Annotated in this window: 14 protein-coding genes; 13 read left to right on the forward strand and 1 reads right to left on the reverse strand. The window is 46.2% G+C overall.

What is annotated here, in order from left to right:
• The first annotated feature begins 6 nt into the window (after positions 1 to 6).
• The 13 genes from infB (at position 7) to IPG31_10385 (ending at position 11,856) form a co-directional block, all read left to right on the forward strand.
• The gene (gene infB / locus IPG31_10325; GenBank protein MBK6618721.1) at positions 7 to 2,637 is read left to right on the forward strand and encodes a translation initiation factor IF-2; all 2,631 of its coding nucleotides are present in this window, start codon (positions 7 to 9) and stop codon (positions 2,635 to 2,637) included.
• 56 nt (positions 2,638 to 2,693) lie between these two features.
• Positions 2,694 to 3,047 carry a 30S ribosome-binding factor RbfA gene (rbfA, locus tag IPG31_10330; GenBank protein MBK6618722.1) on the forward strand — a complete coding sequence of 118 codons (354 nt, stop codon included), beginning with the start codon at positions 2,694 to 2,696 and terminating at the stop codon, positions 3,045 to 3,047.
• 67 nt (positions 3,048 to 3,114) lie between these two features.
• On the forward strand, positions 3,115 to 4,044 hold the full coding sequence (gene truB / locus IPG31_10335; GenBank protein MBK6618723.1) for a tRNA pseudouridine(55) synthase TruB: 930 nt from the start codon (positions 3,115 to 3,117) through the stop codon (positions 4,042 to 4,044).
• A 114-nt stretch (positions 4,045 to 4,158) separates the two neighbouring features.
• Positions 4,159 to 4,773: a cytochrome c biogenesis heme-transporting ATPase CcmA gene (gene ccmA, locus IPG31_10340; protein MBK6618724.1), complete on the forward strand. Its 615-nt coding sequence runs from the start codon at positions 4,159 to 4,161 to the stop codon at positions 4,771 to 4,773.
• Between the two features lie 7 nt (positions 4,774 to 4,780).
• Positions 4,781 to 5,440 carry a heme exporter protein CcmB gene (ccmB, locus tag IPG31_10345; protein ID MBK6618725.1) on the forward strand — a complete coding sequence of 220 codons (660 nt, stop codon included), beginning with the start codon at positions 4,781 to 4,783 and terminating at the stop codon, positions 5,438 to 5,440.
• Between the two features lie 74 nt (positions 5,441 to 5,514).
• Positions 5,515 to 6,261, forward strand: a complete 747-nt coding sequence (gene ccsA / locus IPG31_10350; GenBank protein MBK6618726.1) for a cytochrome c biogenesis protein CcsA — start codon at positions 5,515 to 5,517, stop codon at positions 6,259 to 6,261.
• Positions 6,258 to 6,428 carry a heme exporter protein CcmD gene (ccmD, locus tag IPG31_10355; GenBank protein ID MBK6618727.1) on the forward strand — a complete coding sequence of 57 codons (171 nt, stop codon included), beginning with the start codon at positions 6,258 to 6,260 and terminating at the stop codon, positions 6,426 to 6,428. The genes ccsA and ccmD overlap by 4 nt, the downstream gene beginning before the upstream one ends.
• Positions 6,429 to 6,436: 8 nt before the next feature.
• Positions 6,437 to 6,892, forward strand: a complete 456-nt coding sequence (ccmE, locus tag IPG31_10360) for a cytochrome c maturation protein CcmE (GenBank protein ID MBK6618728.1) — start codon at positions 6,437 to 6,439, stop codon at positions 6,890 to 6,892.
• Positions 6,893 to 6,928: 36 nt separating this feature from the next.
• Entirely contained in the window at positions 6,929 to 8,974 is a 2,046-nt protein-coding gene (locus tag IPG31_10365) for a heme lyase CcmF/NrfE family subunit (protein ID MBK6618729.1), read from the forward strand.
• Entirely contained in the window at positions 8,971 to 9,495 is a 525-nt protein-coding gene (locus tag IPG31_10370) for a DsbE family thiol:disulfide interchange protein (GenBank protein ID MBK6618730.1), read from the forward strand. The genes IPG31_10365 and IPG31_10370 overlap by 4 nt, the downstream gene beginning before the upstream one ends.
• A gap of 6 nt (positions 9,496 to 9,501) precedes the next feature.
• Complete coding sequence (locus IPG31_10375; GenBank protein ID MBK6618731.1) at positions 9,502 to 10,002, forward strand: cytochrome c-type biogenesis protein CcmH; 501 nt, start codon at positions 9,502 to 9,504, stop codon at positions 10,000 to 10,002.
• Positions 10,003 to 10,007: 5 nt separating this feature from the next.
• On the forward strand, positions 10,008 to 11,342 hold the full coding sequence (gene ccmI, locus IPG31_10380; protein MBK6618732.1) for a c-type cytochrome biogenesis protein CcmI: 1,335 nt from the start codon (positions 10,008 to 10,010) through the stop codon (positions 11,340 to 11,342).
• Positions 11,343 to 11,361: 19 nt separating this feature from the next.
• Entirely contained in the window at positions 11,362 to 11,856 is a 495-nt protein-coding gene (locus tag IPG31_10385; protein MBK6618733.1) for a peroxiredoxin, read from the forward strand.
• Here IPG31_10385 and IPG31_10390 read toward each other — a convergent pair.
• The gene (locus IPG31_10390) at positions 11,834 to 12,823 is read right to left on the reverse strand and encodes a malate dehydrogenase (GenBank protein ID MBK6618734.1); all 990 of its coding nucleotides are present in this window, start codon (positions 12,821 to 12,823) and stop codon (positions 11,834 to 11,836) included. The genes IPG31_10385 and IPG31_10390 overlap by 23 nt on opposite strands.
• Between the last annotated feature and the right edge of the window lie 71 nt (positions 12,824 to 12,894).

Below are 12,894 nucleotides of genomic sequence, written 5' to 3' on the forward strand. Positions count from 1 at the left end.
TTGCTGATGACTCAAATGACGGTAAAGCAGTTTGCGCAAGACCTGGGAATTCTGCCGGAGTTGCTGCTTGAGCAGCTTCAGGCCGCAGGTGTGCACAAAAAATTAGCAACGGATACGGTAACCGAGACGGATAAAACGCAGCTTCTCGATCACTTGCGTAAAGCCCATGGAACCGGTGCGCCTAAGGGAAAAATTACCCTCACTCGCAAACATACCACGGAAATCAGACAATCCGATGGTGCGGGAAAAGCGCGAACAATTGAAGTCAAAGTGCGTAAACGAAGACTATTGACTCAAAGCGCCGATGTTTCTGGAACAGCAGAATCGGCAGCGTTGGAAATTGAAGCGGTTACCGAACCTGCTGAGTCAGCGACAACAAAACCCGTTATCGATGCTGCGCAGCAGGCGTTACGTGAGGAAGAAGCTAGAAAGCAAGCGGAATTGATTGCGCGTCAGTCTGCGGAGTTGAAGGAAAAGCAGGCAAAACTTGATAAGCGAAAAAAACAGGCGGCTGGTAAAGCGGACGAACAACCTGCAGAACCTGCGCAGGCAGAAATATCGGTAACAGCTTCAGCACATGAAATAGTTGCTTCTCCGGCGACTGCGGTGGCAGAAATGCCTGCTGCTGCGGAGTCTAAACCAGTAACACCTGAACGCACCATTCACAAACCGGCTGTCAAGCTGGAGGAGAAAGCGGACAAGAAGAAAAAACAGACTAGCCCGCAGAAAGAAGAACCCGGTAGGCGCCGCGAAACCAAGGTTCGTGGAGATACATCGGGGGGGCAGGGTTGGCGCGTTCGCAGAGACAGACATGGTGGCGGAAAAAATAAAGCGCATGATACCCAGGCACAACATGCTTTTTTGGCGCCAACGGAACGAGTTACATATGAGGTGATGGTTCCAGAGACCATATCAGTAGCTGCTCTTTCACAGAAAATGGCAGTTAAAGCGGCTGAGGTGATCAAGGTATTGATGAAAATGGGCACGATGGTTACCATCAATCAAATGCTTGATCAGGAAACCGCGATGATTGTGGTTGAGGAAATGGGGCATATTGCCAAAATTGCCGCGCCAGACAATCCGGAGTCTTTTCTGGAGGAGTCGGTCTCGTCAGATACGCAGGCTAATCCAGAATCCCGTGCGCCTATTGTGACCGTAATGGGGCATGTCGATCATGGTAAGACGTCGTTGCTTGATTACATTCGGATGACTCGGGTAGCCGGAGGGGAGGCAGGAGGAATCACGCAACATATTGGTGCTTACCACGTGGAGACTTCCCATGGAATGATTACCTTTCTCGATACGCCCGGGCATGAGGCATTCACAGCCATGCGCGCACGTGGCGCAAAGGTAACCGATCTAGTGATATTGGTGGTGGCGGCGGATGACGGCGTGATGCCACAAACGATTGAAGCGATTCATCATGCCAAAGCCGCGCAAACACCCATTATCGTGGCGGTTAACAAAATGGATAAACCAGAGGCAAATTTTGATCGCATCAAGCAGGAGCTTGTCAATCATGGCGTTGTGCCTGAAGAATGGGGCGGAGATGCCATGTTTGTGCCGGTTTCTGCCAAGACGGGTCAAGGGATAGATGATTTGCTGGAAGCTGTGTTATTACAGGCTGAATTGCTGGAACTGAAGGCTGTTAAAACCGGACCGGCAAAAGGTATTGTGATTGAATCGCGTCTGGATAAAGGTCGAGGTCCCGTTGCTACTGTCTTGGTGCAATCCGGGACATTAAAACGTGGTGATGTGGTGTTGACTGGAGCCGTATTTGGCAGAATTCGCGCGATGCAGGATGAGCTGGGAAAATCAGTCAAGGAAGCCGGCACATCCATACCTGTTGAGATACAGGGGTTGTCCGATGTGGCGACAGCAGGAGAGGTTTTTATCGTATTGGATGATGAGCGTAAAGTAAGGGAGATTGCCCTTTTCCGCCAAGGGAAATTCCGTGATGTCAGACTGGATAAACTCCAGGTTGCCAAAATGGAGGATATATTTGGCCAGAAAGAAGGCATGACGATTCTGAATTTAATTATCAAGTCTGATGTACAGGGTTCCAGTGAAGCACTGGAGTATGCCCTGAAAAAAATTGAAACGGATGAAGTAAAAATCAATATTGTGCATAGTGGTGTTGGGGCGATTATTGAATCTGATATTAATTTGGCACTGGCATCCAAGGCTGTCATCATTGGATTTAATTGCCGTGCTGATTTGGGTGCACGCAAGCTTGTTGAATCAACCGGTGTTGATGTTCGCTATTACAACATTATTTATGAAGCGGTTGATGAGATTAAAAAAGCCCTCTCGGGCATGATGCTTCCCGAACGCAAAGAAAAAACCATTGGTATGGTTGAAATTCGTGAAATTTACCGAATACCCAAGATTGGTGTGGTGGCTGGTTGCTATGTCTTGGAAGGGCTGGTGAAGCGCGAGGCGCAGGTCAGGGTGTTGCGTGACGGGGTTGTTATTCAAACAGATGGCTTGGATTCCCTGAAACGTTTTAAAGAGGATGTTAAGGAGGTCAAGGCCGGATTTGAGTGTGGTCTTTCCCTTAAGAAATACAATGATATACAGGTAGGGGATCAGATTGAGGTTTATGAGATCATTGAAACCGAACGGGTATTGTTGTAAGTATTCCTGAGTCAGATTTTATCGGTGCTTGATTGTTGTCAAATTTTTGGGTAGGTATGGCAAAAGACTTGTCGCGCGTTTTTCGGGTTGCTGATCAAATTCAGCGAGAGCTGGCCACTCTGATTCAAAACGAAATAGGCGATCCACGCCTGCGGTTGGTTACCCTGACCGGAGTTGAAGTAACTCGTGATTATTCACATGCTAAGGTTTTTTTTAGTGTGTTGGGTGAAGCAGAAAACGTGCAGTCTGCCAAGGAGGGCCTGGAACATGCGAATGGTTTTTTGCGTAGTCAGTTAGCAAGAAAAATCAAGCTCAGAGTGACCCCGCAGCTACATTTTTTATATGACGAATCCATTGAACGAGGGGTGCGTCTATCAAAGTTGATTGATGAGGCAGTTGGTAAAGTTTGATTGATCAATCCTATCATAAACCTCTTGTTATGCATCCTTTTCCTTCCTCTTATCAAAAGAGGCAAGTCTGAGTAACACCGCGCCAGTCAACGGTATTTTGCTGCTGAACAAACCCTCTGGCATTACGTCCAATCGTGCTCTGCAGGTAAGTAAGCGATTATTGGCTGCAACCAAGGCAGGACATACCGGCACACTTGATCCCATGGCACAGGGTTTGCTCCCTGTTTGCCTTGGGCAGGCGACCAGGTTTTCCTCTGCTTTGCTACAGGCAGACAAGACCTATACGGCGACAATGAAATTGGGGTATGTGAGCAATACCGGGGATGCTGAAGGCGTTATTGAGCAGCTTATCGATCCAGATGTAATTTCGGCCAAATTGGATATTCAGCAAGTTGCTGATGTGGTGCATACTTTTCTTGGGCAGTCCAGCCAAATACCGCCGATGTATAGCGCATTGAAAAAAGATGGCAAGGCGCTGTATCGTTATGCGCGTGAAGGTATTACTATCGAGCGTCAGCCTCGCGAAATTTTTATTCATGATATCTCTCTTGATGCTTGGAGCAAAAGGGAGATGACGATTACAGTTCGGTGTGGCTCCGGTACATTTATACGCACGCTTGCCGAGGATATTGCCAAAAAAATGGGCTACGAGAGCGCCTATTTAACCGCATTGAATCGTATTAGCATAGGATCTTTTGAGTTGTCCCAGTCCTGTACTCTGAAAGAGCTTGAACAGGAGCCACAGATTTCACGTACCCGGTTTTTGCTTCCGGTAGATGGCCTGTTACAGGATATGCCGCGCATTATGCTTAATAATCAGGAAGTCTCGCGCTTTCAGCAGGGGCAGGCTATCCGGAAATTGGTAGCTGCAAATCAACAACCACAGCAAGATGGCATGTTGAGAGTGTACGATGAGAATAATTATTTTTTGGGATTGGGTGCGTGGCAGGAAAGTGACACTTTGGTACCAAAAAAAGTATTGTTGGCACAAGCCTAACAAAACCTGATTAAATTTCTTCTGCTGGTTAATAGCTAACCAAGGAAAGAAAACTGAAATGAATGCGTTATAATGACTCTCTTTGACATTTACCGACTGGTTTGTTGAATTCGGATGCTGACTGCCAATAATCTGGGATTTTCCAGGGGAAATCACAAGCTGTTTGAAAATATTAGCTTCTCGGTCAATGAGGGCGGATTATTGCTAGTGAGTGGGGCTAATGGCAGTGGAAAAACGAGTCTGCTACGATTGCTTTGTGGGATATCGATACCAGATGAGGGCGAAATTTCATGGAATGGAACGGGGATACGCGAACTTGATGGGGATTATTGCCGGGTTATGACGTATCTGGGTCATTTGGGTGGTATCAAGGATGATCTGACCGCTATCGAGAATTTACGGATATCCTGTGCGCTGGCTGGAAACGAGATTGATGAGGAGCAAGCAAAGGAAGCGCTGGGGCAGATTGGATTGATGGGCAGGGAATCGCTACCCGTCAAGGTATTGTCACAGGGTCAGCGTCGCAGAGTAGCCTTGGCACGTTTGATGGTGACGCGAACAAAACTGTGGATTCTGGATGAGCCACTAACTGCTCTGGATGTGACAGCAGTCGATTTGATCAGAAAGCTGCTGGAATATAATTTATCCAAGGGTGGCCTGGTCGTTATGACTACGCATCAGGAAATAGATATTTCTGCAAAAAACTCGCAGCACCTGATCTTCTCTTGAGAAAAAAATGATTTTCTGGATTATCAAGCGGGATTTGTTATTAGCCATGCGACGTCGTGCAGATGTGCTCACTACCCTCTTCTTTTTTATTATCGTCGTGAGTTTGTTTCCTTTGGGTGTTGGCCCCGAGATGAATATACTGAGAGTGATTGCTCCTGGCATTGTATGGGTGGCGGCTCTGCTTGCTTCCATGCTGGCGCTGGGGCGTATGTTCTCCAGTGATTATGCGGACGGGACACTTGAGCAAATGTTGATATCACCAGTTTCACTATCTGCGCTGGTTGTGGGTAAGGCAATCGCACATTGGCTGGTGACCGGTGTTCCGCTGGTTTTGATCGCGCCAGTATTGGGTATTCAATATGATTTACCGGTGGAATCATTGACAGTGCTGACACTCTCACTTTTGGTGGGAACGCCTGTTTTAAGCCTGATTGGCGCAATTGGTGCGGCATTAACACTTGGTCTTCGTGGTGGGGGCGTATTGGTTTCGCTGCTGGTTTTGCCACTTTATGTTCCCATACTGATTTTTGGTGCTGGTGCTGTTGAGGCGAGCGCTGCCGGATTGGGGTCGGAAGCACATTTTTCTTTGCTGGGTGCATTTTTGTTGGTTTCCATTGTATGTTCGCCTTGGGCGACGGCAGCATCGCTCAGGATATCGATGGGATGAGTCCGTGGCTGCCCTTCTATGGCTAGCCAGCTTGTCTTTCTTAAACTGAATTTTTCGTAAACCTATTAAAGAATATGGCAATCAACTGGTTTAAATATGCATCACCCGCAACTTTTTATTTTCTTGCGGGGAGGATGATTCCTTTTTTTGTGGTTATTGCTGTGCTATTGCTGTTTATTGGTTTGTATGTCAGTTTCTTCGTGGCGCCAACAGATTTTCAGCAAAGTGAGGCCTATCGCATTATTTTTATTCACGTGCCGGCTGCCTGGATGTCAATGTTTCTGTATTTGGTAATGGCTTTCTGGGCGGGAATGGGGTTGGCATTCAATACACGGCTTTCTTCTATGGTTGCGAGCGCGATAGCACCTACAGGTGCCATGTTTACATTTCTTGCGCTTTGGACGGGTGCGTGGTGGGGCAAGCCGATGTGGGGAACCTGGTGGGTGTGGGACGCACGCTTGACGTCAGAGTTGATCCTGTTTTTCTTATATATTGGATTTATGTCATTGCAAGCAGCAATCGATGATCCGCGGCGCGCGGATAAAGCGGGCGCCATAATTGCACTGGTTGGCGTTGTGAATATTCCAATTATCTATTTTTCGGTTCAATGGTGGAATACCCTGCATCAGGGAGCATCGGTCAGCCTGGTGCAGTCACCTAAGATGGCAACAGCTATGCTGACCGGGATGTTGATCATGACTTTGGCTGCTTGGATGTATTCAATCGTGATGATACTGATTCGTACCCGATCCATCATACTTGAACGAGAAAGCCACGCTGCATGGGTGGCAGAACTGAAAGGAGGAGTTGCGCAATCATGAAATGGGATAGTTGGTCGACATTTATTTCGATGGGGGGGTACGGGTTTTATGTATGGGGGTCGTATGGCGTTGCTTTGCTGTGTGTGGTTGGCGAGGTAATTTTGGCAAAAAAACGCTTTAGAACTTTGCATAAACAGCTTGGTCTGAATGAGAAATCATCTATTTGAGGAACAGAATGAAACCGCGTCATAAAAAAATTGCGCTTATTACAGCCGGTGTGGGTGCGTTGTCAGTCGCTGTCTTGCTGGTACTGAATGTATTTCAAAGTAATCTGGTGTTTTTCTTTACCCCCACACAGGTGGCTGCTAATGAAGCGCCAATAGGTAAAAGTTTCCGGATTGGTGGATTGGTGGAGGAAGGCTCAATTCAGCGAGAGGGTGACGGTACTACAATCAACTTTGCTATTACCGATACGGCACAAGTTATCAAAGTGGCCTACCAGGGCATTCTTCCCGATTTATTCAAGGAAGGTAAAGGCGTAGTCGCGCAAGGCAAGATTGCTGCGGATGGTGTCTTTTATGCGGATGAGGTATTGGCGAAGCATGATGAAAACTATATGCCACCAGAAGCAGCCAGTGCGTTGGAGCAAGCGGCAAAGGCACAGCAATCTGTCTTAAAACAATATGATTAATTTTCATGGTGATTTTTCAATAAGGGATGATGAACAATGATTCCAGAACTTGGTAATTTTGCGCTCATACTGGCGATGCTGTTGGCGTTAATTCAGGGAACGCTACCTATTATTGGTGCAACTCGAGGGATACCGTCATGGATAGCGCTGGCCAGACCAGCTGTGCAGGGTCAATTTGTATTTATAATAATTGCTTTTGGATGCCTTGCCTATTCTTTTGCTTCAAATGATTTTTCGGTACTCAATGTGGCCTCCAACTCAAACTCCCAATTGCCGCTTCATTTTCGGATTGCGGCGACCTGGGGTTCGCATGAAGGATCGCTGTTGCTGTGGGTAACCATGTTGGCTGGTTGGTCGGTTGCCGTCAGTGTATTTAGCCAGAAATTGCCGGATGACATGGTGGCTCGTGTATTGGGTGTTCTGGGTCTCGTGAGTGTAGGTTTTATCCTTTTTTTGTTGTTTACATCCAATCCGTTTGACCGATTGTTGCCTGCTGCTATCGATGGCAGTGATTTGAATCCGCTACTGCAAGATCCTGGCATGGTGCTTCACCCTCCGATGTTGTATATGGGATATGTTGGTTTTTCAGTGGCATTTGCATTTGCAGTTGCAGCGTTATTAAGCGGACAACTGGATGCCGCCTGGGCACGATGGTCGCGCCCTTGGACAACTGTTGCGTGGGTATTTTTAACAATCGGGATCATGATCGGAAGCTGGTGGGCCTATTATGAACTTGGTTGGGGGGGGTGGTGGTTCTGGGATCCCGTAGAGAACGCTTCTTTTATGCCATGGCTGGTTGGAACAGCATTAATTCATTCTCTGGCGGTAACGGAAAAGCGTGGTAGTTTTAAAAGTTGGACCGTTTTACTCGCAATTTCTGCTTTCTCGCTTAGTTTGCTGGGGACATTTCTGGTGCGTTCTGGTGTGCTGACCTCTGTACATGCATTTGCTACTGATCCTGCACGGGGTATTTTTATTCTGGTTTATCTGGTGGTGGTCGTTGGTTTCTCTTTGGCATTGTTTGCCTGGCGTGCACCAAAAGTTGGAATGGGTGGTAATTTTGAACTGGCTTCACGCGAAACCATGTTACTCGCTAACAATGTTTTGCTGCTTGTCGCTGCTGGTAGCGTCATTCTGGGGACGCTTTATCCCCTAATCATTGATGCGTTGGATCTTGGTAAAATCTCTGTTGGTCCTCCCTACTTTGAAGCGGTATTTGTACCTTTGATGACGCCAGCGTTATTCTTAATAGGTTTGGGTCCGATTGCACGCTGGAAAAAAACCAGCTTGCCTGATCTGATGGTTCGTATGCGCTGGGCGTTTGCAGTGAGCATGGTTACCGCTATCGTCGTGCCATTTATGATGGGAGAATGGAAGCCATTGGTTAGTTTTGGTTTATTGATGGCTTTCTGGATTATGGCTAGTGTGGTGGTAGGGATTAAACATCGAATTAGCAGTAGTGGAGAAGACGGCGTGCTTGCCAGGCTGTCAAGGCAATCAAGAAGTTTTTATGGAATGCATTGTGCGCATTTTGGAGTGGCGGTATTTATTGTTGGCGTGACTCTGGTCAATGGTTATGAAATAGAAAAAGATGTTCGGATGGATATTGGCAGCACGGTGTCACTCGAAGACTATACCTTCCAGTTTAATGGGGCCATGCCAACTACTGGGCCAAACTACAGTGCGATGCTGGGAGAAATCCTGGTAATGCAAAATGGTCAAAAAGTGAGCGTGCTTCATCCCGAGAAAAGAACCTATAACGCGTCCGGTATGCCAATGACTGAAGCTGCCATTGATACTGGTTTAACACGCGATTTATACGTTGCTTTAGGAGAGCCGGTAGAAAATGGTGCTTGGATTGTTCGTGTTTATCACAAACCATTCGTGCTCTGGATCTGGCTCGGTTGCGTATTCATGGCATTGGGCGGGATATTGGCAGCATCAGATCGTCGGTATCGTTTGGCAATTAAAAAGAAATCTTCGGCTTACCCCATTTCTGATTCTGCTGGACCAAAAATAGATGATTTGCCGGTAGACGTTGTTGTCAATTCGACTTCTTTGCCAGAAGGCAGCAAGTCATGACGCGTTCTTTATTACCTCTGGTCATTTTTATCGTGGTTGTAATATTTCTGGGGGTTGGGTTGACGCTAAATCCGCGTCAGGTGCCGTCGCCGCTTGTTGACAAACCTGCACCTGTTTTTCAGCTTCAACAGCTTCACGATAATGACAAGGTATTTTCCTCTGAAGATAATATTGGTAAGGTATGGATGCTTAATGTCTGGGCCTCCTGGTGCGTTGCCTGTCGTGACGAACATCCCTTATTGGTCGAATTGTCCCGTTTGGGAATCGTGCCAATTTTTGGCCTTAACTATAAAGATCAGCGTGATACTGCACTGCAATGGCTCAAACAGTTTGGTGATCCTTATGTAATCAGTATTGCTGATACGGACGGACGTGTCGGTATTGATTATGGCGTCTATGGTGTGCCAGAAACCTATGTAATAGATAAAGAAGGCATTATCAGGTACAAACATATTGGTCCAGTAACGGTTAAATCACTGGAAGATAAGATCCTACCTTTGATAAATGAGCTGAAAGGTTAATTAATGATGATTAGTTCGGTGAGATTTCAGTTGATTGTAATTGTTAGGCTATGTGTGCTTGCCTTAGTGCTATTGATTTTTTGTGGAATAAGCTTAGCCAATGAAGCTCCATTGGTAGCGGAAGATCCTGTTCTTGAAAAACGTATGCTCAATCTTGCGGAAAATCTACGTTGTCTGGTATGTCAAAATGAATCACTTGCCGGCTCACGTGCGGAGTTTGCTAATGATTTACGGCGCGAAATACGCGAGCAAATGCAGGCAAATAAAAGTGATAATGAAATCATAGAGTTTCTGGTGGCGCGCTACGGCGATTTTGTGCTTTACGATCCACCAATGAAACCGACTACTTGGCTGCTATGGTTCGGACCATTCGTCTTTTTCCTGGGTGGTATTGTTTCGTTAATTTTCTACCTTAAACATCGCCGTGCGCAAGTAAAAGAATCTCCATTAACCGAGCATCAGCGCAAGCGGATAGAGTCGCTCATGAAAGCTGCAAATAAGGATTAATCAGTATGACCGCATTTTGGGTGTTAGCCGGAATATTTATTGTCACAGCGTTATTGTTTGTCATTCCGGTCTTGCTGAGAAGCTATGCGCCGGGAAAAGAAAATGTAGAGCGAGAAGGGGTTAATGTCAATATATATCAGGATCAGATGGCCGAGCTTGATGAGGATTTGCGTAATGATATTCTCTCTCGCGAGCAGTATGAGGCGAGCAAGGAAGAATTGCAAAAACGTATGTTGCAGGATTTATCAACAGAACCTCCCTTTGTTAAAACACTTGTTGTAAAACGTCATGGAATAGCTGCCACCATCGTCATTTTTCTGGCGGTTCCTCTGCTGGCAGTTTATCTATACACGGTGATTGGCGATGCACGCGGCTTGCTTTCACAGTCGCATCTGGCCAGCGCTACCCAGTTTCATTCAAATGGCACTGAGGGGATGCCGGATGGCCATGCTCAAATTAAATCCGTTATGGAGAACCTCATTGCACGCCTGCAAGACAATCCGGAGGATATTGAAGGCTGGCTGATGCTGGCACGTAGCTACGCTATTATGGGGCGTTTTGATGAGGCAAGCGGTGCTTATGCAAAACTAGTCGAGATACAGCCAGAAAACCCTCAGTTTTTAAGTGATTACGCTGATGTCCTGGCAATGACAAATGATGGAAGCTTAATTGGAAAGCCTGCACAACTGATTGACCAGGCGCTGCAAATTGATCCTAATTACCCCAAAGCATTGGCACTGGCTGGCACAGTTGAGTTTGAGAAAAAACAATTCAACACCGCAGCGATATTCTGGGAACGTTTACTGGCACAAATCCCGGTTGAATCGGAGTTTGCCAAATCCATTTCGGAAAGTATCGTACAAGCAAAATCCATGGCTGGTGAAAATAATGAATCTTCCGCGTCCGCGCAACTGGCCCAACGCATTGATGTAGAAGCGGATATTCCAGCTACTGCTAACCCAGATAAAACAACAAAGCAGTTAGAAACTACAGGCGTTCCCAGTATATCGGGAACAGTGACTTTAAGCTCTACGTTAGCAAGCAAAGTTTCTGCTGCGGATACATTGTTTGTTTTTGCCAGAGCGAGCACGGGGCCGAAGATGCCATTGGCAATTCTGAGAGTGCAGGTCAGGGATCTTCCGGTAGTATTTACACTTGATGACGGAATGGCGATGACTCCGGCGATGAAGCTCTCCAGTTTTCCGGAAGTAGTGATTGGTGCGCGTATCAGTAAAACAGGGCAGGCGGTACCTGCCAGTGGGGATCTGGAAGGATACAGTCAGCCAGTTAAGATTGGTGATACGGATGTTACTGTAACAATAGACCAACAAGTTCCTTAATTTGGAGTGACGGATATTTATGGTTATAGAATCTATTCCAGATTTTGAAGTTACTTCTACCAGTGAGAAACTATTCAGACTGTTATCCGAAGTAAGCAAAAACAAATATCTAGTTCTCTTTTTTTACCCGAAAGACGATACACCTGGATGTACCAATGAATGTCAGCAATTTAGGGATAGCTATGCTGACTTTCGTCAGCTTGGTTGTGAAATTGTCGGTGTATCACGAGATAGTTTAAAATCACATATAAAATTCAAGCAAAAATATAATTTGCCATTTGAATTATTAAGTGATCCTGACGAAACGGTATGTCAGCAGTTTTCGGTAATGAAAATGAAAAATATGTATGGTAAGCAGGTGCGCGGAATAGAACGCAGTACTTTCATACTGGATGATAAAGGTCGACTACTCAATGATTGGCGGGGTGTCAAAGTAGATGGTCATGTGCGGGAAGTATTGACATATGTAGAAGATAATCTTGCTAATCAACCTATTGTGGTAACAAGTGCTTGATTACACGTTGCTCTTCAATTAACTCCTGGTAGCTGGAGTACAATTTATCACGATAGGCAGAATGGATATCCAGTCCTTTTACAATGCTGTATTTGCCATCTGCGCAGGTTACTGGAAAACCGTAAATAACCCCCTCAGGAATACCGTAACTACCATCTGATGGGACGCCCATGGTAACCCAGTCATCCTGACTGGTGCCAAATATCCAATCGCGCATGTGATTAATGGCGGCGTTAGCGGCACTTGCTGCACTCGACAGCCCCCGTGCTTCAATTACTTTTGCCCCGCGCTGCTGTATGGTTGGAACAAAAAAGTCTTCAATCCAGGACGAGTCGTTGATCCATCGCGTTACACGATCTCCATTCACTTCAGCGTGATACAAATCCGGAAGCTGCGTTGAGGAATGATTCCCCCACACCACCATTTTTCTGAATTGTTTAACAGGCTGATCTAATTTTATCGCCAGTTGGGAAAGCGCTCGATTGTGATCCAAGCGCAGCATTGCAGAAAAATTTTCGATGGGTAAATCAGGTGCGTTCTTCATGGCAATGTAGGCGTTGGTATTAGCAGGATTGCCCACGACTAGAATTTTTGCATTTCGCTTGGCAACCTGATTCAGAATTTGGCCTTGTTTGCTGAAAATTTCACCGTTGGCTGTTAATAAATCCTTTCGTTCCATTCCCTTGCTGCGAGGACGTGCTCCAACGAGTATAGCAAGATCAACCTGATCAAATGCCACTAAGGGATCATGAGTTATACTGACATCGGCCAGCAGGGGGAATGCACAATCCTGAAGCTCCATTAGAACACCATTTAATGCGTTGGCAGACGTTGGAATATCAAGCAGCCGAAGACTGATAGTTTGGTCGTTCCCAAGCATGTCGCCAGCGGCAATTCGAAACAATAGACTATAGCCAATCTGTCCTGCCGCACCAGTAATGGCGACACGTATTGGTGAGGGTATCAAATCCTGCTCCTTTGACTTTTTTATGAAAGGGTAAATTCCTGCAGTGATACGTGGCTATTATACCGATAAAA

Source organism: Nitrosomonas sp. (assembly GCA_016703745.1).
Taxonomy (GTDB): Bacteria; Pseudomonadota; Gammaproteobacteria; order Burkholderiales; family Nitrosomonadaceae; genus Nitrosomonas.

What these genes read in the sequence shown, in the direction of transcription:
- infB (MBK6618721.1), top strand. Translation starts at nt 7, where the DNA reads ATGACTCAAATGACGGTAAAGCAGTTTGCGCAAGACCTGGGAATTCTG.
- rbfA (MBK6618722.1), top strand. Translation starts at nt 2,694, where the DNA reads ATGGCAAAAGACTTGTCGCGCGTTTTTCGGGTTGCTGATCAAATTCAG.
- ccmA (MBK6618724.1), top strand. Translation starts at nt 4,159, where the DNA reads ATGCTGACTGCCAATAATCTGGGATTTTCCAGGGGAAATCACAAGCTG.
- ccmB (MBK6618725.1), top strand. Translation starts at nt 4,781, where the DNA reads ATGATTTTCTGGATTATCAAGCGGGATTTGTTATTAGCCATGCGACGT.
- ccsA (MBK6618726.1), top strand. Translation starts at nt 5,515, where the DNA reads ATGGCAATCAACTGGTTTAAATATGCATCACCCGCAACTTTTTATTTT.
- ccmD (MBK6618727.1), top strand. Translation starts at nt 6,258, where the DNA reads ATGAAATGGGATAGTTGGTCGACATTTATTTCGATGGGGGGGTACGGG.
- ccmE (MBK6618728.1), top strand. Translation starts at nt 6,437, where the DNA reads ATGAAACCGCGTCATAAAAAAATTGCGCTTATTACAGCCGGTGTGGGT.
- IPG31_10365 (MBK6618729.1), top strand. Translation starts at nt 6,929, where the DNA reads ATGATTCCAGAACTTGGTAATTTTGCGCTCATACTGGCGATGCTGTTG.
- IPG31_10370 (MBK6618730.1), top strand. Translation starts at nt 8,971, where the DNA reads ATGACGCGTTCTTTATTACCTCTGGTCATTTTTATCGTGGTTGTAATA.
- IPG31_10375 (MBK6618731.1), top strand. Translation starts at nt 9,502, where the DNA reads ATGATTAGTTCGGTGAGATTTCAGTTGATTGTAATTGTTAGGCTATGT.
- ccmI (MBK6618732.1), top strand. Translation starts at nt 10,008, where the DNA reads ATGACCGCATTTTGGGTGTTAGCCGGAATATTTATTGTCACAGCGTTA.
- IPG31_10385 (MBK6618733.1), top strand. Translation starts at nt 11,362, where the DNA reads ATGGTTATAGAATCTATTCCAGATTTTGAAGTTACTTCTACCAGTGAG.